Origin of the sequence: Streptomyces sp. A5-4, assembly GCF_051131715.1 — a bacterium.
Classification (GTDB): Bacteria; Actinomycetota; Actinomycetes; order Streptomycetales; family Streptomycetaceae; genus Streptomyces.
Window position 1 is genome coordinate 6,481,734 of record NZ_CP178591.1, and the last position, 24,659, is coordinate 6,506,392.

General features: G+C 67.1%; 19 protein-coding genes. 10 read left to right on the forward strand and 9 right to left on the reverse strand.

Annotated elements, in window-relative coordinates; all coding sequences use genetic code 11:
* Nucleotides 1–526: 526 nt before the first annotated feature.
* The 3 genes from ACLLJJ_RS30420 to eccE all read right to left on the reverse strand — a co-directional run bounded on the left by ACLLJJ_RS30420 (nucleotide 527) and on the right by eccE (nucleotide 2,943).
* Nucleotides 527–760 carry a DUF397 domain-containing protein gene (locus tag ACLLJJ_RS30420; protein WP_434597275.1) on the reverse strand — a complete coding sequence of 78 codons (234 nt, stop codon included), beginning with the start codon at nucleotides 758–760 and terminating at the stop codon, nucleotides 527–529.
* 105 nt (nucleotides 761–865) lie between these two features.
* Nucleotides 866–1,582 carry a hypothetical protein gene (locus ACLLJJ_RS30425; protein ID WP_434597277.1) on the reverse strand — a complete coding sequence of 239 codons (717 nt, stop codon included), beginning with the start codon at nucleotides 1,580–1,582 and terminating at the stop codon, nucleotides 866–868.
* Nucleotides 1,579–2,943, reverse strand: coding sequence for a type VII secretion protein EccE (gene eccE, locus ACLLJJ_RS30430; protein WP_434597279.1), 1,365 nt, complete (start codon nucleotides 2,941–2,943; stop codon nucleotides 1,579–1,581). Before eccE ends, ACLLJJ_RS30425 begins: the two co-directional genes overlap by 4 nt.
* 181 nt (nucleotides 2,944–3,124) lie before the next feature.
* On the opposite strand from eccE, the gene eccB reads away from it, so the two are divergent.
* The 6 genes from eccB to ACLLJJ_RS30460 all read left to right on the forward strand — a co-directional run bounded on the left by eccB (nucleotide 3,125) and on the right by ACLLJJ_RS30460 (nucleotide 10,477).
* Nucleotides 3,125–4,657, forward strand: a complete 1,533-nt coding sequence (eccB, locus tag ACLLJJ_RS30435; RefSeq protein WP_434597282.1) for a type VII secretion protein EccB — start codon at nucleotides 3,125–3,127, stop codon at nucleotides 4,655–4,657.
* Nucleotides 4,658–4,719: 62 nt separating this feature from the next.
* Complete coding sequence (gene mycP, locus ACLLJJ_RS30440) at nucleotides 4,720–5,964, forward strand: type VII secretion-associated serine protease mycosin (protein ID WP_434597285.1); 1,245 nt, start codon at nucleotides 4,720–4,722, stop codon at nucleotides 5,962–5,964.
* A 162-nt stretch (nucleotides 5,965–6,126) separates the two neighbouring features.
* Nucleotides 6,127–6,609, forward strand: a complete 483-nt coding sequence (locus ACLLJJ_RS30445) for a hypothetical protein (protein WP_434597287.1) — start codon at nucleotides 6,127–6,129, stop codon at nucleotides 6,607–6,609.
* Between the two features lie 1,787 nt (nucleotides 6,610–8,396).
* Nucleotides 8,397–9,647 (forward strand): S8 family serine peptidase, encoded by a 1,251-nt coding sequence (locus ACLLJJ_RS30450; RefSeq protein WP_434597289.1) that lies wholly within the window; start codon nucleotides 8,397–8,399, stop codon nucleotides 9,645–9,647.
* Between the two features lie 101 nt (nucleotides 9,648–9,748).
* Nucleotides 9,749–10,108: a WXG100 family type VII secretion target gene (locus ACLLJJ_RS30455; protein WP_434597291.1), complete on the forward strand. Its 360-nt coding sequence runs from the start codon at nucleotides 9,749–9,751 to the stop codon at nucleotides 10,106–10,108.
* Nucleotides 10,109–10,177: 69 nt separating this feature from the next.
* Complete coding sequence (locus ACLLJJ_RS30460) at nucleotides 10,178–10,477, forward strand: WXG100 family type VII secretion target (RefSeq protein WP_434597293.1); 300 nt, start codon at nucleotides 10,178–10,180, stop codon at nucleotides 10,475–10,477.
* 180 nt (nucleotides 10,478–10,657) lie between these two features.
* Here ACLLJJ_RS30460 and ACLLJJ_RS30465 read toward each other — a convergent pair whose 3' ends face one another.
* The 6 genes from ACLLJJ_RS30465 to eccCa all read right to left on the reverse strand — a co-directional run bounded on the left by ACLLJJ_RS30465 (nucleotide 10,658) and on the right by eccCa (nucleotide 18,545).
* Entirely contained in the window at nucleotides 10,658–11,332 is a 675-nt protein-coding gene (locus ACLLJJ_RS30465) for a hypothetical protein (RefSeq protein ID WP_434597295.1), read from the reverse strand.
* Between the two features lie 82 nt (nucleotides 11,333–11,414).
* On the reverse strand, nucleotides 11,415–11,744 hold the full coding sequence (locus ACLLJJ_RS30470; protein ID WP_434597297.1) for a hypothetical protein: 330 nt from the start codon (nucleotides 11,742–11,744) through the stop codon (nucleotides 11,415–11,417).
* 414 nt (nucleotides 11,745–12,158) lie between these two features.
* The gene (locus tag ACLLJJ_RS30475) at nucleotides 12,159–12,815 is read right to left on the reverse strand and encodes a hypothetical protein (RefSeq protein WP_434597299.1); all 657 of its coding nucleotides are present in this window, start codon (nucleotides 12,813–12,815) and stop codon (nucleotides 12,159–12,161) included.
* A 35-nt stretch (nucleotides 12,816–12,850) separates the two neighbouring features.
* The gene (locus tag ACLLJJ_RS30480; protein WP_434597300.1) at nucleotides 12,851–13,219 is read right to left on the reverse strand and encodes a hypothetical protein; all 369 of its coding nucleotides are present in this window, start codon (nucleotides 13,217–13,219) and stop codon (nucleotides 12,851–12,853) included.
* 208 nt (nucleotides 13,220–13,427) lie between these two features.
* Nucleotides 13,428–13,886, reverse strand: a complete 459-nt coding sequence (locus tag ACLLJJ_RS30485; protein ID WP_434600568.1) for a hypothetical protein — start codon at nucleotides 13,884–13,886, stop codon at nucleotides 13,428–13,430.
* Nucleotides 13,887–14,570: 684 nt separating this feature from the next.
* Complete coding sequence (gene eccCa / locus ACLLJJ_RS30490) at nucleotides 14,571–18,545, reverse strand: type VII secretion protein EccCa (protein WP_434597302.1); 3,975 nt, start codon at nucleotides 18,543–18,545, stop codon at nucleotides 14,571–14,573.
* Between the two features lie 288 nt (nucleotides 18,546–18,833).
* Here eccCa and eccD point away from each other — a divergent pair, with 288 nt between their 5' ends.
* From eccD to ACLLJJ_RS30510, 4 genes are all read left to right on the forward strand, one after another.
* On the forward strand, nucleotides 18,834–20,333 hold the full coding sequence (gene eccD / locus ACLLJJ_RS30495) for a type VII secretion integral membrane protein EccD (protein ID WP_434600569.1): 1,500 nt from the start codon (nucleotides 18,834–18,836) through the stop codon (nucleotides 20,331–20,333).
* A 165-nt stretch (nucleotides 20,334–20,498) separates the two neighbouring features.
* Entirely contained in the window at nucleotides 20,499–20,789 is a 291-nt protein-coding gene (gene rpsO / locus ACLLJJ_RS30500; protein ID WP_283522706.1) for a 30S ribosomal protein S15, read from the forward strand.
* Between the two features lie 271 nt (nucleotides 20,790–21,060).
* A complete protein-coding gene (locus tag ACLLJJ_RS30505) occupies nucleotides 21,061–23,283 on the forward strand; it encodes a polyribonucleotide nucleotidyltransferase (protein ID WP_434597304.1) in 2,223 nt (740 codons plus the stop codon).
* Complete coding sequence (locus ACLLJJ_RS30510; protein ID WP_434597306.1) at nucleotides 23,280–24,659, forward strand: M16 family metallopeptidase; 1,380 nt, start codon at nucleotides 23,280–23,282, stop codon at nucleotides 24,657–24,659. Before ACLLJJ_RS30505 ends, ACLLJJ_RS30510 begins: the two co-directional genes overlap by 4 nt.

Below are 24,659 nucleotides of genomic sequence, written 5' to 3' on the forward strand. Positions count from 1 at the left end.
GCCGTGGTGAGTGGGGGCGACCACTTCCGGTCACCCTGTCCGCCAGGCTCTCCCCGTGTGTGTGCCGTGGACCACCTGCCCGCAGGTTCCCCCTGCTACGCACGGTCCGCGCACGGTCCCAGCCTAAGCGTCAGCAGTGTCAGTCCAGCAGGCCCGTCCGCCTCCCGACAACTGTCCCGTGCATCACTCTGTGCCCGAGAGTGCCCTCAAGTGACCTCAGGGCAGCAGAGTGTGAGGGTCGAAGTGATCGGTTCCGTACATATGCACACGAATTACGAGCACTTCAGGTCGTCCCGAGAGCGCTGCTCATCAATCCGGTATCGGCAGCTGTGGCCTGTGTCATGGCGAACCGCCCGGGAGGGCATCGGCGAGCACAACCCACATCCCGACTTCTCCCGCACGCGGCGGCACACCGAGACCGCAGCGTCACCGTCGACCGCTGCGGCCCGTACACCTCAGCATGCTCCACTCCTCGGAGTCGGAGTGAGCGGAGTCAGTGTCCGTGGAGGTGGATGTGGATGTGGAGTCAGTGGAGGTCGAACTCCCCATCACGTGCCCCGAGTACAAACGCGCGCCACTCGGCCTCGGTGTACCGCAGCACGGTCTCCGGGTCCACGGACGACCTCATGGCCACCGCTCCGCCGGGCAGATAGGCGATCTCGACCCGCTCCTCGCTCTCGCTCGTACCGGGCGCGCTGTGCCACTCGATGCCAGAGATATCGAGGGCGTACAGCTCTTCCTTCTCCTGCGCGCTCCCCATGAGTCAAGCTTCCTTCCGGTAACCGCGTACGACAGGTCCCGTACGACTCACACCACTTCGGGCATCCTAGCCAGCGTCCCCACCCCGCGGGGGAGAGTCACGTACTCAGTCCATCCGCCGCGCGACACCCAGCAGGCCCGACTCGGCGTCCGTGGCGCTCGTCATCACCCAGTGCCGCTCACGTCCGGCGCACCACAGCGTGACACCGTCCGCCAGCGTCGGCAGAGCCTCGCACTCGGTCCGCGAAAGCCCCAGGATCCGGCCGATCTGCTCCGCCTCCTCCGGCGAGACGCGCTGGACGCCCACCAGGGTGGAGTCCCGCATCAACCGGGGCGCAACCGGGCTGACATACGGAAGCAACGTCAGCACCGACTGCCACGGCGCGGAGACCACGCGCCCCCGAGGCGGCCGCATCCCACAGTCGCGCACCACAAGCACCGGACTGCCCACGGTCGCACCCATCGGCGGGACCCGGCCCACGTCGTGGAGCGTGATGCACTCCAGCCCCGCGCCCGCAGCCTGCGCCAGGCGCGTCCACCCGGGCGCGCGCCCCGTCTCCACCGCCACCCGCGCGCCGGTGCCCGCCGCCCTCAGCGCCAGCACCTGCGCCGTCCACAGGCCGCCGATGAGCAGAACGTCGTAAGGGGTGGAACGGTGGAATCCCACCAGCTGCGGTCGGCCCTCGCCATCGTCGCCGATCACCACACCGTCGTCCCCGACGGGCAGCGAGAGCGCACCCAGACGATCCGTTTCGATGCTGTGCCCCGCGTGACGCGGTCCGAGCAGGCCCCGCAGGCGACCGGCGGCCGTCCGGGCCGTCATCGCGCACCCCCCAGGGGCAGCGTGGCCAGCGCGCCGGGCAGCTGTTCGCGGTCCAGCCGGACCAGGCCGACCTTCGCCGACCGCGCGGCCTGTTCCAACGCGGCTCGTACGCCGATCAGTTCGCTGTCGCTCCCACCGGTGATGCGTACATGGCCGTGCATGGTTGTCGCTCCTCGACGTGCGCCCTGGCGCAGAGTGATGCTGAATGTCGTGGCGTACGCGGGAACAGCGGTGAGGAGGGACACCAGTTGGGGCAGCGGAGTTTCGCCGGGCCCCAACTCGGGCCAGCGGGCGACCGCGTACGTGGTGTGCCGTCGGTCGTCGCACCGCCATACCCGCGCGGTCTCCGCGGTACGCCGATGCGGCGCGGTGTCCGGCCGGCCCGCGCGGGCCGACTGGGTCGGATTGGCGCAGGCGGAGGTCGCCACCGTGGAGTTCAGCTCCTCCTGATCCAGTACCACGGTCCGGAACCCTGCCCCGGTGATACGGCTCGCCACATGGTCCGCGACTCGCACAAGGCAGCGCTGTGCCCCTTCGATGCCGCCCCCACGCGCCTCGACGGCCTCCCGGCACAGCTCCGGGTCCAGCTTCACCGCCACCCACGTCATGCGCAGCGCGGGCGCCCCGGTCCGCTCCTGCAGGGGGGCGTACGAGAGCCGGGCGACCGATTGCTGCGGCAGGTGCGGCGCGGGAGCCGAACGTACCTGTTGCACCAGCTGCACCGACTCCACCACGATGTCGTCCACTTCGAGGGCGCCGCCCAGCAGGGACAGCGACAGCGCCCGCGCTCCGAATGCGGGACGCAGCGCGTCACCGCTCGCCTCGACCCGTACCACTGCGGTCAGGAAGGTGCCGTCGCCGACCATCCCGACGGTGCGCCGGTCCCGGTCGATGTAGGTGAAGGGGCCGAATCCCGGCACACTCTCGGCGACCGGAGCCAGCGACGGGTCCACGTCCTGCTCACCCCGCGCGAACCGCCCGGAAGCGCGGTTGCGGGCGCGCAGGGCGAGTGCGGTCGATATCCAGTCCTGTACGGCGTGCCCACGGCGCCGGATCACGGCGAGCAGTACGAGCGCGCAGGCGACGGCAAGGGTGGGCACCAACCAGAGGCCTCCGAGCGCGACCCCGACCGCGGCCGTCGCGAGGGCCACCTCGACGAGGACCAACTGCCGCAGCTGGAAAGGGCCGACACGGCTGGTGCGCGACAGGGGGCGCGGAGTCGCCGTCGACGGCCCGTTCCCCGGGGCTCCCGGGGCTCCTGCCGGAGCTGGTGACGGTTGCCCGTTGCTGCGTTGCCGTTGGGAAGCCCCGGGCTCTCGCGCGGTAGTCCGGCCGGTGCGTCGACGCGTCGCCGTACTCATCGCTGCGTTGCCCCCTCGTGTGCGTAACCGCTGTTTCTGCTTGGGCGTTGACGGGCGGTCACACTACCTGAGCGATCATGCCGAACACGCGGCGTGCATAGTAGGGGACCGGTACGAGGCCAGGCCCTTCAGTGAGCCGAGGGGGCCCGGTTGTCCAGTGGGGGATAGGGAAAGCGGACAGATGGCATCACGACGGGACGAACTTAACGCCTATACCTTCGCGAAGCGGAGGTTGATTGCGCAGTTCGTGCAGCCCAACTCGACCGGCTCGGAGGAGGGCGCGCCGCGCCCGCTGCGCGCGGTGGTGCCCGGAGCGATCGTCGGCGTGGTGATCCTCGCGGGCTTCGGCGCCTGGGGGATGTTCAAGCCGGTCGCGCCCAAGCAGTGGGACACGCCGGGCGAGAACGTCATTATCGCCAGCAAATCGACCACCCGGTACGTGGTGTTGGAAACCGACGGCAAGAAGCAACTCCACCCGGTCCTGAACATGTCCTCCGCGAAGCTGCTCCTCGACCTGGACAAGGGCAAGGTCACCAACGTCGACGAGTCGGTGCTCGACAGCGGAAAGATCCCGCACGGCGCCACCCTCGGCATCCCCTACGGGCCCGACCGGCTGCCGGACAGCAAGGAGGCCGCCGCCGTCAAACGCTGGATGGTCTGCGAGCGGCCGGGCGCGGGCGGCAGGGCCATCCAGAAGGCGGCGTTCGTCCTCGCCGAGCGCGAGCGGAAGAAGACCGAGGGCTCCGAACGGCTCGGTGGCGGTGAGCTGTTGTACGTCGAAGGACCTGGCCCCGACCGGACCCGGTACATCGTGGATGCCGCAGGCAAGGCATACGCCGTGGAGCAGGACGAGCTGCTGCTGCGTCAGGTGGTGGGCGACCGCCGCACCCCGCAACGCGTGTCCGCGGCCTGGCTGGCCACTCTCCACAAGGGCGACCCCATCACGTTCCCCACGATCCCCGGCACCCCCGGCGTCGCCGCGGGTGCCCCCGGCGATCTGGGGCCCGACCTGAACAGGGTCGGCACGGTCCTCAAGGCGGTCGACGGGACCGGGAGTCAGCAGTACGTGGTCCTCGCGGGCAGGGTCGCCCCGATCTCGGATTTCACCGCGAAGCTCCTGCTCAGCAGTCGGCCCCTGGCGGACATGGCGAAGGACGGCAGGGCGAAGTCCGTGAACCCCGCTCTCTTCCGACCGGGCCGGCCGTTCGGGGAGAGCAACGACTGGCCGCGGTACGCCCCGGTGGCGGTCAACTCGGCGCCCCCGGGCGAGGGCAGCCGTAACACCGTGTGCAACGTTCTGCGCGGGGTCGACGAGGACAGCGGCGCGACCAACCTGAGCACCTGGGCGGGCACGGACTTCCCGCAGACACTGCCGACCGGGTCGAGCAGCGCCTACGTAACTCCCGGATCGGGCCAGCTGTTCCGCCAGTTCCAGGGTTCCAGGACGGACTCGGGTTTCCTCTTCCTCGTCACTGACACGGGGCTGCGCTATGCCATGCAGTCCAACGGAGACAGTGCGACGGACGACTCCGGCATCGGTTCCTCCGGCTCGAAGAAGGAGAAGCTGGCGCGGCAGCAGGAGTCGCAGGAGGCGCAGAGCAGACTCGGCTACAAGGACGTGAATCCGGCGCCGATTCCCGCCACCTGGTCCCAACTCCTGCCGACGGGCCCGCGCTTGTCGACCGGCGCGGCCCGCCAGCCGCAGGGCTCATGAGGAGCGGGCGGGACACGGGACTGGAGAGCAGGCCGGACACGAGGCTGAGGGGCGGGCCGAACATGAGGCGTACGTCCCCACTCGCACCCCGCCGCCTGTTCGCCACCGTGGCAGCCACCGCGATGACTTTCCTTGTCCTGCCCATGCCCGTCGCGGGGGCGGATTCGAGTACCCAGTGCACTTTCCCGGGAAAGAAGTACGAGGGCCGACCCTGGTCGCTTCAGCGCGTACTGCTCGACGAGCTGTGGACGCAGTCCACCGGCAAGGGGGTACGGGTCGCGGTCATCGACACCGGCGTTGACATCAAGCACCCCCAGCTCAAGCGCGCGGTGGATACCGGCAGTGGCCGCAATCTGCTGCCCACGAAGGACACGAAGGGCGAGAAGCTCGAACGCGGCAAGGAGAACGGCACCACGGACAGGGTGGGCCACGGCACCAAGATCGCGGGCATCATCGCCGCACGCCCGGCGAAGGGCACCGGATTCGTCGGCCTGGCCCCCGACGCGACGATCATCCCCATCCAGCAGAACGACGCCGAGGGGAACGGCACGGCCAAAACACTTGCTGCTGCGATCAATTACGCGATCCAGGCGCGTGCCGATGTCATCAACATCTCGCAGGACACCGCCAACGCGGTGAAGCCCACGCCCATCCTCGAACAGGCGGTGGACGCGGCGCTGGCCCAGAACATCGTGGTCGTCGCATCGGCGGGCAACGACGGCCTGGGTGGCAACGTCAAGGAGACCTATCCGGCGTCGTACAAGGGCGTCCTGGCCGTGGCCTCCTCGGACCGTAACAACGAGCGCGCGCCGTTCTCGCAGTCCGGCAAATTCGTCGGCGTCGCGGCCCCCGGCGTCGATATGATCTCCACCGTCCCGGGCGGCGGCCACTGCGCCGACAACGGTACGAGCTTCTCCGCGCCGTACATCGCGGGCATCGCGGCACTCATCAGGAGCAAGCACCAGAACTGGTCGTACCAGCAGGTCACCGCCCAGATCCAGCAGACGGCGGAACGATCGGTGGCCGGCCACGACCGTCTGGTGGGCTGGGGCGTGGTCGACCCGGTACGCGCTCTGACGGAGGACGACAAACCCATCGATCGCCCGGTCGCTCATGAAGGTGTAACCCGGGCGAAGGCGCCGACACCGGCCGAACTCCACCTGGGGGAAACCCCGGAGGAGCGCACGGAACGCCTCGCCACGTACGTCGTGGTGGGCGGCGGCGTCCTGGTGGCCGCGATCACGGGCGGCGCGGTGGCTCTTCGCGACGCGCGACGACGCGCGGCGCGGAGCGCGTCCGGGGCGTAGTGCCTGAAGTCACTCACGGGAGAAGGCGACTGGGCGTTATGCCAGTTGGGACTGTCACAGTCAGTGGCTACAGTGACACTCATGTGATCAATGACGTTCGCGGCACTGCGATCGCAACGTGCAGCAGATTGAGCAAACGGGGAACGGGGAGGCACGAGCGCAATGCTCGATGTAAGCGGGGGCAGGGGCGGGGGGAGCGACCTTGAGCGGGGGGTAGGCGCGCTGAAGCGGTTCCAGACGCGTGTGAACGGGCTGTTGAAGGACTTCGAGGGCGGCGCGGGCGGCAGCACCAAAGTGGCCGCGCAGCGAATCTCCAGGGCGTCCCTGAGCGGTGGCAACGCACCTTTCACCGAGGCGGACGGGCTCTTCGGCCAGTACAACCGTGTCCATGAGGAACTCGTCACGCTCTCCAAGTCGCTCGGGGACCAGATAGAGCTGCTGAGCATCGCCGTGCACGGTGCGGAGGTCGGCTTCGATAACCTTGAGGAGGACCTGCGGCGCAGGTTCCACACGATTCAGGGTCGTCTGGACCGAGAGCAAGAGAAGCAGCACGAACGCCGAGAGCAGCGCGAGCAGCAGCAGGACGCGAAGTCCGAGACGCCGAAGGCCAACGATGAGAAGTCCACGTCCGGGGGGTACCGATGAGTGACGAGACTCCGGGCAAGCAGGACCGGGCAAGAGTCGATGCCCAACTCGACGTGACGGATACGGGCTCGTGCAGCGGCGGGTCGCGTACAGGCCGCACCAACTTCGAATCCCGCCGACTCAACGAGATGCTCGACCTCATCGAGAGCGCCAACCCGGAAGACCTGGAAAGCGCGGGCACCGCCCTATGGAAGGCCAGGGACGGGCTCAAGGATGCTGGACGGGAGCTCAAGGACTACGTCACGAGTGTCGAGTGGAAGGGCGAGGCCGCTACAGAGTTCCGCCGATTCGGCCTCTCCCTCGCCACCCACGCCGGCCTCCTGGGCGACTTCGCGGACGCTGCCGGCACGCAGATCACGGTCGCGGGCACGGGCCTGGCCTCGGTACGCAGCTCCAAGCCGGACCGGGACGGCCGCTTCGTCCAGAAGCGCCCCGACGACTTCAAACTTCCGGAGCGCACCGAGGACAACCCGGACTACCAGAAGGCCGTAAAGGTGGAGAAGGACCGCCAGGAGGCCATCAACCAGATGAACCGCCTGGCGTCGTTCTACGCGGTGTCGGAAGAGACGCTGGCGGGGCAGGAGCCGCCGAAGTTTCCGGGGATGCTTAAGGCGGATGTGCCACGACCGTCGCAAGACGGGAGACAAAGGGAGTCTGCCCAGGGGGAAGCCCCGCTGGGCGCTGACACATCGGGTGTCAACGGACAGCAGACGTCGGGTGCCACCACACATCACTCGGGCCCGGATCAGCCCGCCTTGAGGGGCGCAGGCGGCGTTTCTGGAGCAGAAGCTCCCGGCGCAGTCACGCCGCTTCCGGAGCGAAACACATCGATGGAGATCGACAGCGTTGCGGCGCCGCCGGCTCCCACTTCATCGCCGGTCGCTACGCCGACCTCGCCCACCACGACAGCAGTAGGCTCCCCAGGCGGTCCGCTTCCGCAGGTGGCGAGCAGCTTCGTGAAACCGACCCAAGGCAGGGCGCAGCGACCTTTGGCTGCGTCGGGCCGAGCAGGCAGCCAGGGAATCGGGACACCGGGGCGGTCCGGCGCTACCGGAACCGGCTCCTCGACAGGGGGACGCTCTGGTGCAACTGGAGTCAGCGGGCGGCCGGGGACCACAGGCGGTGGCACCGCGACGCCTGGACGTTCAGGCGGACCCGGGGCGGCAGGCCAGACTCCAGGATCCGGTCGACCCGGGGCCATGGGCAGCGGGGCCGCAGCGTTTGGACGCGCAGGTGGTGTTGCCGGAGGCCAGAGCCCAATGGCCGGACGGCCCGGCACGGCAGGGCAGCCGACGGCAGGACGTGCAGGCGCAGGCGGCGCCTCGGGCCCTCGCGCCGGTCGCGGCGACGGCATCGCAGGCGGCACACAGCAGCGTGCCGCTCAGGGCACGGCCGGATCACGCATCCCACGTGGAACCGTCATCGGTGCCGAGGCAAAGACACCGGGGCGGAGCGGAGCTGCGCAGCCCCGCCGGTCCGGCGTCATCGGGGCGAACCCCGCGAACGGCGTACCCACAGGGCGGGGTACTCCCAGCTCGAACGGAGTCGTCGGTACTCCCCGTGGCGGCGTCCCAGGCTCTCGGTCCGGCGGAGGAGGCTTCACCGCAGGGGGTACCGGCTTGGCCGGTGGCCGCCCAGGGCAACAGCGCCCCAGGGACGAGGAGCAGGAATGCACCGGATCGGTGCGTCCGGACTACTTGACGGAAGACGAAGAGACATGGGCGGCGCGGCGACGCGGCTCTGTACCGCCGGTGATCGACTAAGCACAGGGAAGGTTCGGAATTCAGGTGACAGCTGGAATGAGCCAACAGCGGAGGCGCTCCGCGCCGCGTGCTCGGCTGCGGAGTCTGATCTGCACGCTGGCTCTGGCTGGTGCATGGAGCATCGCCGTCGCCGGTACGGCCCCAGTCGCAGCTGCGGCGGATGTGCAGTCGAAGCAGTGGTACTTGGACGCCATGCAGGCCAAGGAGATGTGGAAGACCACCACTGGCGAAGGCATCAAGGTCGCCGTCATCGACTCGGGCGTAAGTCCGTCAACACCTTCGCTCAGGGGACAGGTCCTGAAGGGCGTTGACGCTACGGAAACCGATGGGACGACGGATGACTACAGCGGTCATGGGACGACCATGGCTGAGCTGATTGCGGGAACTGGCAAGGGGGCCGGTCTGCAGGGACTTGCGCCAGGCGCCAAGATCATCCCTGTGCGGGTGGCCAACGGAGCGTTTTCCGGCAAGCGCAAGGTGAATGCCTGGGATGAGGAAGACGCCATCCGGGCTGCGGCGGACAGTGATGCCCGCATCATCAGTATGTCGTGGAGTGGCGAGTACATGACCGCTAAAGGTAAGGAGGCAGTGAAGTATGCCCAGAGCAAGGGCAAGCTCTTCTTCGCCGCTGCTGGAAATAACGCCAAGGAAGGCAACAAGGCGCAGTACCCAGCCGCCTATCCGGAAGTCGTCGGCGTAGCCTCGGCCGACGAAAAGGGCACAGTGGCGAAGTATTCCCAGCATGGTGGAAACGTCCATATCGCTTCCCCCGGAAACAACATTCCGCGCTGGTGCGACAAGGAACTCCAAAGCTACTGCGACGGTGACGGCGGAACCAGCGCAGCCACCGCGATCGCCTCCGCCTCCGCGGCCCTGGTCTGGTCCGCGCACCCGGACTGGACCGCGAACCAGGTACTTCGCGTTCTCTTCGAAACGGCTGGCCGGGGCTGGAAGACGGGCACCCTCAGTAATTACCTGGGGCATGGTCTTATCCGTCCCGGCCAGGTGATCCTTGACGGCAAGGGCAACCCCGGCGCGCCGGACATCGACCCTCTTACCGACGAGAAGGCGTCCAGCCCCTCAGGTTCGCCCGCACCCTCCGCGTCGCAAGACTCGAAGGGCGAGCCGGGCAGCGACACCGTCGTGGCAGGCTCCAGCAGGACGGCCGGCGACGACAGCCAGAGTGGCCTGATCCTTGGTGCAGCTGCCGTCGCAGCCGTACTGGCCCTTGGTGCAGGGGCTTTCGTGCTGGTCCGCAGACGCCGCAGCATCTGAGCGCAGGCGCTCACCCTTAAGCATTCACCAGCCGCGTTGGCCCACCCACCGCTTGGTGAAATGACGGCCCAACGAGGCCCTGTAGAGAGGAATACCGTCGTATGTCGGTCCAGAAGGTAAACGGCCAAGCCCTCGGGCAGCTGCAAGTCGAACTCACCACCAACTACGACAGCGTCAAGAGGCAACTGCACAACCTGCAGGCAACGATTGACAGCCTGGAAGGTGCTTGGAAGGGGATCGGCGCCGGCGCGTTCAACGCGAAGCAGACGCAGATCAACAACAACATGGTGAAGATCGGCAAACTACTGCTCAAGTTCCAGGAAGCGATTCAGGCCGCTCGCACCATTTCCGGCAACACCGAGGACGAGGTCGAGGCAGCCCTGAAGGGCATTGATGTGGCCGAAGGCTACTCGGGTGACGCGGGGGCGGAGAGGGCAACTTCCAACCTCAACAAGTACTGATGTTCAGCGGCGGCAAGAGCTCGCGCTCGGCCGCCACACCACAAGCGGAAACAAGTCCAGGAGGACCTCATGGCGCATGACGACGGCACCACGGTTGTCACGTACGCACGGCTCGACGACGCGGCCAGGGACATCAAGGCCCAGGCAGACAGGCTCGACCAAAGCCTCGATGCCATCCAGGCGAAGATCGCCACGCTTTCCGACCTCTGGGAAGGCGAGGCCCGGGAGGCGTACAACACCGCCCAGCGCGATTGGGACAGGGAAGCCAAGGCGATCCACACCTCCCTCATCCAGATCTCGCAGGCGGTCCAGAGGGCGGCCCCCGACTACAAGGCCGGAGACATCAAGGGCGCGCAGGCCTTCCACTGAGCGGTAGCGTCGCGAAGTAACAGGGTGGGCATGCGCGGGAGTTGCCCACCCTGTTCTTGCACCTCACTGACGATTGCCTGCGTCGCTAGCCCCTACATGCCGCTCGTCTCGTCCAGATACGTCCGGCAAGTTCGTGCATGGAACGCCTACGTCACGACCCGCTTCCGCTCGGGGCATACATCACCCCGGCCCGGCCTGGCCCGGCTCTCGCTCAGGTGCCGTTGCGAAGGTTGGTGGGAGGTCGCACTCGGCATTCTTGTGAGCGTATTGTGCCGCGCTGAGGGTCAGAGTTATCAAGCTCTGACGGATTTCTTTATCATTTGATGTTCCTGGCTTCTTCAAGTCGACAATGATGCCGAGGCTGTACGGCCCCCCGGGGATCTGGCCGGCTGGTTCACAGGGAACAAGGATTGCCGCTTTGCTCGCCGAAGCGAGGCCTTTGACGTCCATTCCGAAGGCCTCAAGACTTCCCCCCTTGTCTTTCTGGTTGTTGAATACCTTGCTGCGTGTCCAACTCTCCGATGACTCTTCACGCATCATCTCGGTCCGCGCGCTGAGGAGAAGGTCTTCCTGCCCTCTGACGAAGCAGGAGGTTGAATACCTGCCATTGCCTCCGACCCGTGGTTCCAACAAGGCATCGTCAAATTTGTATGTGGATTCGGCGGGTAGCGTCTGACTCAATGCAGGAATTAGCCTTGTGGATCTGCCGAGCGATTGGCAAATGGCACTCTCCCGAAATTCACCCGGCTGCTTGAAAGGCGGGATCTTCAGCAGGTACGCGGCGGCTCCCCCCGAGCAGACTGTAACGCCTAGCAATACAAGAGGGATTGTGTATTTTTTACCTCTGGCGGCCATGCCCATTCTTCCTCTTCGGATTACCAGAGAGATGCTTCGCAGTCGAAGGCATGCTCCCGTCAGAAGAATTACCAATTCCTCCTCAGCACTTGGTGGAGGCCGCCACTCCTTCGGAGTATCCCCTGATGAGCTCCAGCATGGCTGATTCATCAGGTGTGCTGGCTCCGGAGATCCTTATCGCCGTGAATAGTGTGCTGTCTTCCTTGATCGGATTTGAGCAGGTTACTTTTCCTGCAGCACCAGTCTTTGAGTATATGTAGCGCCCGTCTTTTGACAGTTGGTCACCAGGTTCGACGCCGTGTGGCTGTGCGGCCACTTCCAGCAGTGAAGTACCCCTTTTCGTCCACTCGATGCTGGCGGAGAGGGCTTCCTTGTCGTCTATGTAGATACGGCAACGCTCGATTCCATCCATCTTGATGCCAGGCCTTAGCGAAATTTCTTTCCCGGGAGGCAGCAGTGATTCGAGAAGGGTGGACGGTACCGGCGTGCCGCAAAGTGAACTAGGTGTTTCGTATTCTCGTTCCGGTGCTGAGCATGAAGAGGAGCACAGGCTGAAGGCCAATATTCCAGAAACTGAAACAAATAGTCTGACAGTGTGTCTTCTTGTCTTCTCTTTGCATTTCAATGGGGCCTCAATCCGGTGTAGAGGAGATGCGGGTGGTAGCGATCGCTGAGGTGTTGGCCCGAACATTTGGGCATCGCTGGCTGAGGCGCTGTCGAAGCCGGCGCTCGCCCCGGTGATGGCCCCTCCGGCGGGTGCTGCCAGAGGGGCCCGAATCCGCTGATGTGCTCGTACCCGAGGTCAGTGTTAGTCAGGCCGATCGCGTTACTTGACGGAAGAGGGGGGCTCTGTCGGTATGTCGGGCTTGTTCTGGCAGTCGAGCGTGCGGGCCATCACCTGGACGGAGTGCAAAAGGTGGCGGAAATGTACCCCGGAATCCCGATCGCCGGTCAACGTGTCCGTCATGATTGCCGCGATCGGGAGCTGCTCTTCTTGCTCCGGACGGGCGCCGGGAATGGCGCACTTGAAGTAGACCGTGTAGGCAGTTGAACTGCCGCGATCTTGCCGGACGGCGAATTTGACGTCGGCGTTGCCGGGTGCGGGGGCTTTACCTTCGTCGCCAGGAATCTCGGAGAACGGGTATTGCGAAGCATCGTAGCGAAGGTTGAACTTCGCGCCGGACTCGTCGTCCTTCTTGCCGGCCCCGCACACGTGGGCATCAGTGAAAGAGTAGGGGTCATACGTATCGGCGCTGTCCTTCGGCTCCCAGCTGCGCATCTGCTTGTAGATCAATGCTCGTGCCTGCTGCTGGTCGTTCGTCTCTCTCATGAGAAGTCGATCGGACCCGGCCTTGTCCTTGAGCCAGTCGACACCTGCATCACCCAATACCTCTTCGCAGGTACGGCTCTCAGCGGTGACGGATTCCGGATCGGACTTTGCTTCTCCTGAACTGCATGCACTGACCGTGAGCAGGATGGTCAAGAACGTTGCGGTTGCGGCAGATTTCCTCATCCGCTTCACCCCTTGGTGTTATCGGTATCGGAAAGATCTGCCCCATCGTTGTACGCATGCTCCGAATCACTTGACAGATTCCGCACATCTTCGCGGGACATGCCGTGTTCCTTGCCAATCTCCGCGACAGCGTGGTCACAGTCCTCCTGGGTCGGCGCGTCAATCTTGGCCTTGCCGGCCACCGCACCGGGAGGAGCAGCGGAGGAGGCGCCACCGTTGTCGCTGATATAGACGTTCTTCTTCGTCCATTTGTCGACGGCTGCCCGTAGGTCTTCCTGGTGCTTTTTGAAGGCAGTGTGAGAGTCTCGCAGGACCTTGTGGATGCTGTCGGCTTCAGTGACCACATCGCTGAATTCGCCAGCGGTCTGAGTCACCAAAAACCTTCGTCACTGTGGCGTTGGCACCGCGCCAGTCCGCAGCCTCGGCCTTGGCTTTGAGGTCTGCAGCGCTGGTCTCCCCGCCGCTGCCGGTGGCGAGCCTTCGAAGTTTGACGGTCATCTGTTCCCAGTCAGTGACTGCGGACTTCAGGCTCCCCAACCGCAAGTTGGTCAGTTGTGGAACGTTCAGCATGCGTATCACCCGTTACTTTATGTAGTCCTGAATGCGCGAGACGCTCATGAGGTCACCAGCCGCATTGTGCATTTCGGTCTGCACCTTGACCTCGTCCTTCGCGTGCTGAGCACGGGTGAAGTCGAGATGGTTGGGGATGTGTGCGCAGGCCCCTTTGAGTGTTCCCAGCTGGCTGTTCCAAGCATCGTGCAGCTGGGTGAGGGCCGAGCCCATGTCGAGTCCATCATTGAAGAGCGATATCGAGGCATTGAAGGTGTTCTGGCGCGCGTGATCTGCATCCACGCGCAGCCCTTCACGAAGGCTGTAGGCCATATTTCCCAACTTGCCCAATTCGTCATCATGAACGACCAGATCTCCCTGGCCTCCCGTGCTGCCTCCGCCACCATCGGCCGGGAGTTGATTCAGCTGCATTCCCGACGACTGCCTCTCGGCCGCGTCGGCCTTCAGCTGCTCCCACTCGTCCCAAGCCATCCGTGGGTTCCTTCCCCCGTGTGTGCTGTCGATGGTCATATTCCGGACCGTCCCGGCAAGGCGCACCGGGAACGGCCTGCGGTTACTCGCAGACGCCGCCTGCGACCCGCGTCTTGAGCGTGTACAGCCGCGAGTCCAAAAAGCCACTGTCGGGCTCCGGTTGCCCGGCCAGCGGTCGCGCGGTGACCGTCAGGCACATCTCGCCGTCCGTGCTGCCCACTTGATAGCGCTCGGCGCTTCCTGACTTGCCGCTCCAGGAACCGGACTCGGACGCCAGGTTCGCCGTCGGGGCGTCCAGGCCGGACTCGCGCAGGTCCGCATTGATGTACTCGCCCCACGAGCCCCCGCGCTCGTCCGGGTCCGGTCCGGGTTGTCGGGAAACCTGTGTTTGGGACTGTCGCTCTCAAGCCCGTCCGCAGCCGACTCCACCCAGCCCCGTACCTCGTCCCCGTCCGGGGCGGGACTCCACAGTCGAGGCGAAGACCTGGATGCACACGGCGGCCACGCCGACCGCGACGCCGAGCAGCAGGATCCGCTGCACCCTGAACGCCGAGTCCGACGGTTCGTTCGCATTGGGGTTCCGAAACCGTCGGGCCTGGAACCTCCACCACATCCTCCGCTGGTCGGACAGGCCCATCAGCAGAAGTGTGAGGGCCAGCAGGGCAGTGAAAACACCGAGCCCGATCACCCCTCCCCACCCCCCATGAACCCCGTCTGCACCAGCGGCTTCCCCCGCCGCCGCGACACGAAGACGCCCCGCCCCGCAGGCATCGGACGCGGGCGTACGTTGCCGAAGATGTCACCCTCGTTCGGGTCGCCGGAGAGCATCACACCCTGCGCGCCCAGCTCCATCATCCGTTGCATGAAGGGCTCGTACGCCGACCTACTGGCCCCCGCCGAGCTGCGGGCGATGATGAACCGCACGCCCACGTCCCGCGCGAACGGCAGCAGTTCCGTGAGCCTGGCCAGCGGGTTTCCACTCGACGTGGACACCAGGTCATAGTCGTCGACAACCACGTACACCGTCGGCCCCTGCCACCAGCTGCGCTCCCGCAGTTGCTGCGCCGTGACGTCGGCCGACGGGGTGCGGCGCTGCATCAGGTCCAGGAGGGCGTCCACGTGGTGCTCCATGTTGTTGGACATGGGCACGTACTCCGCCAGGTGCGTCGGCGGGGTCACGTCGAGCAGCGCGCGCCGGTTGTCGATCACGAAGAGCTTGCAGGCGTTGCCGTCGTACCGCTCGCTCAGCTGCTTGATGAGCAGCCGCAGCAGATTCGACTTGCCCGACTCGCTCTCGCCGAACACCAGGAAGAAGGGGTCGTGCTCGAAGTCGACGAAGACCGGCTCCAGATTGTTCTCGTCGATACCGAAGGCGATTCCGCGCTCCGGGACGGCGTGGCCCGCGGGCAGTTCCGACACCGGCAGCTCGCGCGGCAGCAGGCGCACCGCGGGCGCCCCCGGCCCCGTCCAGTGCCGCGCGGCCTCCTGTGTCATGGCGGCCGTGGCCTCAGACAGGTCGCTGTCGGAGTTGATGCCGTCGATCCGTGGCACCGCCGCCATGAAGTGCAGCTTCTCCGGCGTCAGGCCGCGCCCCGGCACACCCGCCGGCACATTGACCGCGAACTTGCGGTCGAGCTCGGAGTCCATGGTGTCGCCGAGCCGCAGTTCGAGGCGGTTCATCAGGTGGTCCTTGAGGTTCGCGCGCACCTCCATCGAGCGTGACGCGGTGAGAACCACATGGATGCCGTACCCGAGTCCGCGCGCCGCGATGTCCAGGACCAGCTGCTCCAGGCCCTCGTAGTCCGTGCGGAAGTTGCCCCAGCCGTCGATGACCAGGAACACGTCGCCCCACGGCTGCTCGGTGACCGAGATGTCGCCGCGCGCCCGCAGCCTGCGGAAAGTGGCGATGGAGTCGATGCCCGCACTGCGGAAGTACTCCTCGCGCCGCGCCAGGATGCCGTAGACCTCGGAGACCGTACGTCGTACCCGCTCGGGGTCGAGCCGTGACGCGACTCCGCCGACATGCGGCAGACCGGCGATCGACATCATGCCGCCGCCGCCGAAGTCCAGTGCGTAGAACTGCACTTCCTGCGGCGTGTGCGTCAGCGCGAAGGACGAGATGAGCGTCCGCAGCAGCGTCGACTTGCCGGACTGCGGGCCACCGACGATCTGCATATGGCCGGCTGCCCCGGAGAAGTCCCGGTACAGCGTGTCGCGGCGCTGCTCGAACGGCTTGTCGACCACACCCAGCGGTACGACGAGCCTGCCCGCCCCCTCGAACCCGGGCTGCGTCAGCCCGCGCCTCTGCACACCCGCGAGCCCGGGCAGCAGCTCGTCCAGCGGCGGCGGGCTGTCGAGCGGGGGCAACCACACCTGGTGCGCCTCCGCGCCCCGCCCCTCCAGCCGCCGCACGATCACATCGAGCACGGTGTCGGCCAGCGCGTCGTCCTCCGTGGTGCGCGCGTCCGGTACGAGACTCCGGATGTCCGGAGCGACGTAACGGACCGGCACCGGCGCAGCCGTGAACGGCATGGGCCTGCGGTCCACCGGAAGCGGCCCGCCGAGCGCCGCGCGCTGATCGAGGTTCGCGCGGTACACCCCGGAGACGTACGCCGCCTTGAACCGCACCATCTCGTCCGTGCCGAACTTCAGGAAGCCGGAGCCGGGGACGTTGGGCAGCGTGTACGCGTCGGGGACGCCCAGCGCCGCGCGCGACTCGGCCGCGGAGAAGGTCCGCAGCCCGATCCGGTACGACAGATACGTCTCCAGACCGCGCAGCCGGCCCTCCTCCAGGCGCTGCGACGCGAGCAGCAGATGCACACCCAGGGAGCGCCCGATCCGGCCGATCTGTACGAACATCTCGATGAAGTCCGGCATGGCGGTGAGGAGTTCACTGAACTCGTCGATCACCAGGACAAGGGAGGGAATGGGCTGCAGGGGGGCGCCCGCGGCCCGTGCCTTCTCGTAGTCGTGGATGTTCGCGTAGTTGCCCGCGTCGCGCAGCATCTCTTGCCGGCGGTTGAGCTCGCCGCGGATGGAGTCACCCATGCGGTCAACGAGGGTCAGATCGTCCGCGAGGTTGGTGAGTACCGCGGCGACGTGCGGCATCTGCGACATGCCGGCGAAGGTCGCGCCGCCCTTGAAGTCCGCGAGGACGAAGTTGAGGGTCTCCGAGGAGTGGGTGACGGCAAGGCCGAGTACGAGCGTACGCAGCAGTTCGGACTTGCCCGAGCCGGTGGCGCCCACACACAAGCCGTGCGGCCCCATGCCCTCCTGCGCGGCCTCCTTGAGGTCCAGCATCACCGGAGCGCCGTCCTCGCCGACGCCGATCGGCACGCGAAGCCGCTCCGCCTGGGAGCGGGGGCGCCAGGTGCGGCTCACGTCGACGGACGCCGCGTCGCCCAGGTTCAGCAGGTCGGTGAACTCCAGGTTGGCGAGCAGTGGTTCGTCGTCGTCTCCACCGCTCGCCATCTGTAGCGGCGCGAGTTGACGTGCCAGTGCCTCAGCGGCCTCGCCGCTCAGTCGGTCCGGCACCCCGTCGTAGACGTGGCCGTGCCCCGACTCCAGTTGCAGCGAGTCCGGGTGCACCACCACGGACAGCCCGCCGCGCGCCCCGTCAACTTCGCCGGGAACCACCTCAATGACCGTTACGCCCTGCAGCCCTTCGGCCGCCGCCAGCGCGGACAGGCCCGGCACTGACCGGCCGTCGAGTACGACGACGATGTGCGGCTGCTCCAGCAGCGGATGTCCGCCCGACTGGAAGCGCGGCCGGCCGTCCAAACGCGCGGCCAGCATTCCGTCCAGGTCCTGCGCGTCGGTGGTGATCAGGCGTCGGCTGCCCGCACCGTCACCTTCGCCCGGGGCCTGTACGTGGGGGAGCCACTTCGCCCACTCCCAGTGAGGGGCCGCGTCGGGCCCCGTGGCGATGGCGACGACCAGGTCCTCTGGGGAGTGCAGGGAGGTGAGGGAGCCGATCATGGCGCGTGCCGTGGAACGTACGGACTGCACGTCGCCGCTTATCGTCAAGTGGTAGAAGGCGCGGAGCGAGACGGCCATGGGCAGGCCGTCCAGCGTGCCGTGCGCCGACAGGAACTGCTGCATGGCCCCCGCGGTCAGCGGCTCCAGATCGTCCACCGGCGCGGTTTCGGGGGCGACGAGCGGGGTGGCGAGCTGCTGGCTGCCGAGTCCGATACGCACCTGCCCGAAATCGGCGTCGCCGATCCGGCGTTCCCACACCCGGCTGCCCTCGGCGACCAGCGCCCACAGCTGCTCGGGGGAGGGGTGCAGATAGAACTGCGCGTCACGCTGGAGGTGAGCGGTCCTCAGTACCGTACGTCTGGTCTGCGTCAGGTACTTCAGGTAGTCGCGCCGCATGTCGGCGAGTTGGCCCTGGGTGCCGCGCCGGTGGCGCACCAGCATCGCGATGGCCATGGCGACCGTCGAAGCGATCATGATCATGCCCATGATCCGCATGATCGGGTTCGGCGTCATGAAGAAGAAGACGACGCTTCCGCCCATGCCGAGCATCGGCAACAACTGCATCAAGGCGCCCTCCTGCTGCCCTCTGGGCAGTTCGGGCGGTGGTTGCAACTGCACCTGATCATCAGGTACTTCGGTGGGCAGAGCCCGCGGAGGGCGCTTGACGACGATCTGGCTCACAGCTCACCAATTCCCTTGCCGGACAGAAAAGTTCCTTTCGGCGCCCCGTGGCGACGGGTCCTGTCCGCGGATGGATCTTACTGGCGCGACCGTTGACCGGTTGGCGATAAGGTGACGCGACGCGTGTGCGCAACCGCGAACTACTGCAAAATAACGGTCATTAGGGACGGGGCGCGAAGCTCACGATCCATGACCAGAGGCGATCACCCGGAACGCCACACGCAATCAACACACTTGAACAGCACGGATCACCACACGTGAACAGCACAGGGGGAGCAGCAGGTGAGCATGACGGCCCGAGCGGCAGCCACCGGAGCCGGTCACCCGGCTCCCGCGACACCGTCCAGCAGCGGAACGGGGTTCTGCCGCGTCACCGTCGTAGCGCCCGACGGACGCGTCGACGTGGCCCTGCCCGACGACGTCCCCGTCGCCGACCTCCACCCGGAGATCCTCCGGCTTTCCGGTCAGGGCCCCGCGCCGGGCGCCCCCGTCGGCTACCACCTGGTGCGCCGCGACGGCACCGTGCTGGACAGCACGCGCTCCCTGCTCGCCCAGCGCATCCTCGACGGCGAGCTCCTCTCGCTGCGCCCCTTCGCCGAGTCGCTGCCCCCGGCGGTCTTCGACGACGTCTCCGACGCCGTCGCCTCCGCCGTGGCCCGCGACCGCACCCTGTGGAACGACCGCCTGATGCGCGCCGCCGGTCTCCTCGGCGGATCCGTCCTGCTCGTCCTGCTCGCCTTCGTGCTGTGGACCGCCGACCCCCGGCACGACATGCACGGCCTCCCGGGCGTCCTCGCCGCCGTCACCGCGGTACTGCTGCTCGCCCTCGCCGGCGTACGCGCACGGGTCTACGACGACCGGGGCTCCGCCGTCGCGCTGGGCATCGGGTCGCTGGCGAACGCCGCGGTCGCCGGCGCCGGGCTGCTCCCGCTCGCGGCCGGCCAGGGCATCGGCAGGCTGCAGTTCCTGCTGGCCTGCACCGCCGTGCTGGTCGCCGCGGTGATCCTGATGATCGTCGCCCCCGCCGGGGACGGGCCCTTCGTCGCCTTCGTCTTCGCCGCGGCCGTCGGCCTGCTGGTCACCTTCGCCGCCATCGCGACCGGCATGAAGCCCGTCGAGACCGCGGCTGTGTGCTCCCCGCTCGCCGTCGGAGCCCTCGCCTTCCTGCCCGGCCTCTCCACCCGCTTCGCCCGCCTCCCCATCGGCTTCGAGCCGCCCCGCACGAGCGCCGGCGGCTACGGGGGCGACCCCGAGCCGCCCGGCCCGGTCGACGGCGAGCGCATCGCCGCCCAGGCCAGGCGCGGCCACGAGCTGCTGGTCGGCCTGGTCGGCGGCTGCGCCCTGGTGGCCGTGGGCGCCGCCGCGGTGCTCGGATTCTCCGACAGCCTGTGGGGGCAGCTGCTCGCCCTCACCACGGGCCTGGCCATGCTGACGCGCGCCCACCTCTTCCGATACACCGCGCAGGTCGGCTGCGCCCTGGCCGCGGGCCTCGGCGCCCTGGTGCTGCTCGGGCTCGGCCTGGCGCTGAACCCGCCCGAAGGTCTCGTCCGGGAGGCCCTGAAGGGTGAGGGCGCGGGGCTCGACGTCCGTACGGTCTGGCTCGCCGCCACGGTCGCCGCCGTCGCCGCACTGATCACCGCCATCGGGCTGATCGTGCCGCGCAAGGGCGTCACCCCCTTCTGGGGCCGCTCCCTGGAGATCGCGGAAGCGTGCGTGCTGCTGTCACTCGTACCCTTGTGCCTGGCGGTCTTCGACGTCTACCACTCCATCCGTGCGATGACCTCCTGACTGGCTGGTACTCTGCGTAGTGGCCGTCTGTGTACGCGTCCGCCGCAGTCCCGACAAGGACTGTGCGGACTGCGCTCGACGGACCCCCGCTCCCGAGTAGATGGAAGCTCCCCAGAGAACTAGACCTGGGGCACTCGGAAGCCACGAAGACCAAGAGGAGTACGCGTGCCGCTCGACGCCGTAACGAAGAACCAGATCATGACCGAGTTCGCCCAGAAGGAAGGCGACACCGGCTCCCCCGAGGTCCAGGTCGCCATGCTTTCGCGCCGTATCTCGGACCTGACCGAGCACCTGAAGGTCCACAAGCACGACCACCACTCGCGTCGTGGTCTGCTGATCCTGGTCGGCCAGCGTCGCCGCCTCCTTCAGTACCTGGCCAAGAAGGACATCCAGCGCTTCCGTGCCCTGGTCGAGCGCCTCGGCATCCGCCGCGGTGCGGCCGGCGGCGCCAAGTAAGACGGACGTCGTGAAGGGAGCGGTTCCCAATTCTGGGGGACCGCTCCCTTTGCTGTACGTGCGAGACGTACCGGACGCTCAGTAGTCTGGTTCGTACAACGAAACACAGTACGAGCGAGAAGCGGCTTCCCAGCCGCCGGTCCTCGGTAGTGGCCCCCGGATCACACACCCCGGGAGCTTCGATCGAAGACCGGCCCGCAGTTGGAAGCGCTTCTCCGCCACCGTCCCTCCGCCACACGGGCCAGGGGACGAAGACGAGGAGATAACGCTAGTGGAGAACGAGACCCACTACGCCGAGGCCGTTATTGACAACGGTACTTTCGGCACCCGCACCATCCGCTTCGAGACGGGCCGGCTGGCCAAGCAGGCCGCCGGTTCCGCCGTGGCGTACCTGGACGACGACACCATGGTGATGTCGGCCACCACCGCTTCCAAGAAGCCCAAGGAAAATCTCGACTTCTTCCCCCTCACGGTGGACGTCGAGGAGCGGATGTACTCGGCCGGCAAGATCCCCGGCTCCTTCTTCCGCCGTGAGGGCCGGCCCTCCGAGGACGCGATCCTCACCTGCCGCCTGATCGACCGGCCGCTGCGCCCCTCCTTCAAGAAGGGCCTGCGCAACGAGATCCAGATCGTCGAGACGATCATGGCGCTCAACCCCGACCACCTGTACGACGTGGTCGCGATCAACGCCGCCTCCTGCTCCACGATCCTGGCGGGCCTGCCCTTCTCCGGCCCGATCGGCGCCACCCGCGTCGCCCTGATCAAGGGCCAGTGGGTCGCCTTCCCGACGCACACCGAGCTCGAGGACGCAGTCTTCGACATGGTGGTCGCGGGCCGCGTCCTGGACGACGGCGACGTCGCGATCATGATGGTCGAGGCGGAGGCCACCGAGAAGACCATCCAGCTCGTCGCGGACGGTGCCGAGGCCCCGACCGAGGAGATCGTCGCCGCCGGTCTGGAAGCCGCGAAGCCCTTCATCAAGGCGCTCTGCAAGGCACAGTCGGACCTCGCCGCCAAGGCCGCGAAGCCGACCGGTGACTTCCCGGTCTTCCTCGACTACCAGGACGACGTCCTGGAGGCGCTGACCGCCGCCGTCAAGTCCGAGCTTTCGCAGGCGCTCACCATCGCCGGCAAGCAGGACCGTGACGCCGAGCTGGACCGCATCAAGGAGATCGCCGCCGGAAAGCTGCTCCCGCAGTTCGAGGGCCGCGAGAAGGAGATTTCCGGTGCGTACCGCGCGCTGACGAAGTCCCTCGTCCGAGAGCGCGTCATCAAGGACAAGGTCCGCATCGACGGCCGTGGCGTCACGGACATCCGTACGCTCGCCGCCGAGGTCGAGGCCATCCCGCGCGTGCACGGCTCGGCGCTGTTCGAGCGTGGCGAGACCCAGATCCTGGGCGTCACCACCCTGAACATGCTCCGTATGGAGCAGCAGCTGGACACTCTTTCCCCGGTGACCCGCAAGCGCTACATGCACAACTACAACTTCCCGCCGTACTCCGTCGGTGAGACGGGTCGCGTCGGTTCGCCCAAGCGCCGCGAGATCGGCCACGGAGCGCTCGCCGAGCGCGCCATCGTGCCGGTGCTGCCGTCGCGCGAGGACTTCCCGTACGCGATCCGCCAGGTCTCCGAGGCGCTGGGCTCCAACGGCTCGACGTCCATGGGCTCGGTCTGCGCCTCCACCATGTCGCTGCTGAACGCCGGTGTGCCGCTGAAGGCCGCCGTCGCCGGTATCGCCATGGGTCTGATCTCGGAGGAGATCGACGGCAAGACGCACTACGTCGCCCTCACCGACATCCTCGGTGCGGAGGACGCGTTCGGTGACATGGACTTCAAGGTCGCCGGTACGAAGACCTTCGTCACCGCGCTCCAGCTCGACACCAAGCTCGACGGCATCCCCGCCTCGGTCCTGGCCGCCGCGCTGAAGCAGGCCCGCGACGCACGCCTCCACATCCTCGATGTGATGAACGAGGCCATCGACGTCCCGGACGAGATGTCCCCGAACGCCCCCCGGGTCATCAGCGTCAAGATCCCCGTGGACAAGATCGGCGAGATCATCGGCCCCAAGGGCAAGATGATCAACCAGATCCAGGAAGACACCGGCGCCGACATCTCGGTCGAGGATGACGGCACCATCTACATCGGTGCTTCCGACGGTCCGGCCGCCGAGGCCGCCCGTGCGACGATCAACCAGATCGCCAACCCGACCATGCCGGAGGTCGGCGAGCGTTACCTGGGTACGGTCGTCAAGACCACCACCTTCGGTGCGTTCGTCTCGCTCATGCCGGGCAAGGACGGTCTGCTGCACATCTCGCAGATCCGTAAGCTCGCCGGCGGCAAGCGCGTGGAGAACGTCGAGGACATCCTCGGTGTGGGCCAGAAGGTCCAGGTCGAGATCGCCGAGATCGACTCCCGCGGCAAGCTCTCCCTGATCCCCGTGATCGAGGGCGAAGAGGCTTCCGACGCCGATGAGAAGGACGACACCGACAAGTGACGTCCCGTAGTTCTGTGACGACGGCCCGCGCCTCCTCGGAGGCGCGGGCCGTCGCCCGTACCCAAACACTGCTCAAGGGCAAGGACGGCATCGGCACGGTCCGCAGAACCACCCTCCCCGGGGGCCTGCGCATCGTCACCGAGACCCTGCCCTCCGTCCGCTCGGCGACCTTCGGTATCTGGGCGAATGTGGGGTCCCGCGACGAGACCCCCTCACTGAACGGCGCCACGCACTACCTGGAGCACCTCCTCTTCAAGGGCACCAAGAAGCGCAGTGCTCTCGACATCTCCTCCGCCATCGACGCGGTCGGCGGGGAGATGAACGCCTTCACGGCGAAGGAGTACACCTGCTACTACGCACGGGTGCTCGACACCGATCTCCCGCTCGCCATCGACATCGTCTGCGACATGCTGACGGGGTCCCTCATCGAGCCAGCGGACGTCGACGCCGAGCGCGGTGTCATCCTCGAAGAGATCGCGATGACCGAGGACGACCCGGGCGACTGCGTGCACGACCTGTTCGCGCACACCATGCTCGGCGACACGCCCCTCGGCCGCCCGGTCCTGGGCACCGTCGACACCGTCAACGCGCTGACGGCCGATCGGATCCGCCGCTTCTACAAGAAGCACTACGACCCGACGCACCTCGTCGTCGCGGCCGCGGGCAACGTGGATCACGCCACGGTCGTACGCCAGGTCCGCAAGGCCTTCGAGAAGGCCGGCGCACTGGGCCGTACGGACGCGGTGCCGCTCGCCCCGCGCGACGGCTCGCGCACGATCCGCACCGCGGGCCGTGTCGAACTGCTGAACCGCAAGACCGAGCAGGCCCATGTCGTCCTCGGCATGCCGGGTCTGGCCCGCACCGACGACCGGCGCTGGGCACTCGGCGTGCTCAACACCGCCCTCGGCGGCGGCATGAGCTCGCGTCTCTTCCAGGAGGTACGCGAGAAGCGCGGCCTGGCCTACAGCGTGTACTCGTACACCTCGGGCTTCGCCGACTGCGGTCTCTTCGGCGTCTACGCGGGCTGCCGGCCCAGCCAGGTCCACGACGTACTGAAGATCTGCCGCGACGAGCTCGACAAGGTCGCATCCGACGGACTGCCGGACGAGGAGATCGCCCGCGCCGTCGGGCAGCTCGCCGGCTCGACGGTCCTCGGTCTCGAGGACACCGGTGCGCTGATGAACCGCATTGGCAAGAGCGAGCTGGCCTGGGGCGAGCAGATGTCCGTCGACGACATGCTCGCCCGCATCGCGGCAGTCACCCCCGACGAAGTGCGGGAAGTGGCCGCCGAGGTGCTGGGACAGAGGCCGTCGCTGTCGGTCATCGGTCCACTGAAGGACAAGCAGGCCGACCGCCTGCACGAATCAGTCACGTAG

Excerpts from the sequence above, each read along its gene's own strand:
- ACLLJJ_RS30470 (WP_434597297.1), bottom strand. The coding sequence starts at position 11,744 with ATGGATGGAATCGAGCGTTGCCGTATCTACATAGACGACAAGGAAGCC.
- eccB (WP_434597282.1), top strand. The coding sequence starts at position 3,125 with ATGGCATCACGACGGGACGAACTTAACGCCTATACCTTCGCGAAGCGG.
- ACLLJJ_RS30460 (WP_434597293.1), top strand. The coding sequence starts at position 10,178 with ATGGCGCATGACGACGGCACCACGGTTGTCACGTACGCACGGCTCGAC.
- eccE (WP_434597279.1), bottom strand. The coding sequence starts at position 2,943 with ATGAGTACGGCGACGCGTCGACGCACCGGCCGGACTACCGCGCGAGAG.
- eccD (WP_434600569.1), top strand. The coding sequence starts at position 18,834 with ATGACGGCCCGAGCGGCAGCCACCGGAGCCGGTCACCCGGCTCCCGCG.
- ACLLJJ_RS30420 (WP_434597275.1), bottom strand. The coding sequence starts at position 760 with ATGGGGAGCGCGCAGGAGAAGGAAGAGCTGTACGCCCTCGATATCTCT.
- ACLLJJ_RS30425 (WP_434597277.1), bottom strand. The coding sequence starts at position 1,582 with ATGACGGCCCGGACGGCCGCCGGTCGCCTGCGGGGCCTGCTCGGACCG.
- ACLLJJ_RS30455 (WP_434597291.1), top strand. The coding sequence starts at position 9,749 with ATGTCGGTCCAGAAGGTAAACGGCCAAGCCCTCGGGCAGCTGCAAGTC.
- mycP (WP_434597285.1), top strand. The coding sequence starts at position 4,720 with ATGAGGCGTACGTCCCCACTCGCACCCCGCCGCCTGTTCGCCACCGTG.
- ACLLJJ_RS30445 (WP_434597287.1), top strand. The coding sequence starts at position 6,127 with ATGCTCGATGTAAGCGGGGGCAGGGGCGGGGGGAGCGACCTTGAGCGG.
- ACLLJJ_RS30485 (WP_434600568.1), bottom strand. The coding sequence starts at position 13,886 with ATGGCTTGGGACGAGTGGGAGCAGCTGAAGGCCGACGCGGCCGAGAGG.
- ACLLJJ_RS30465 (WP_434597295.1), bottom strand. The coding sequence starts at position 11,332 with ATGGCCGCCAGAGGTAAAAAATACACAATCCCTCTTGTATTGCTAGGC.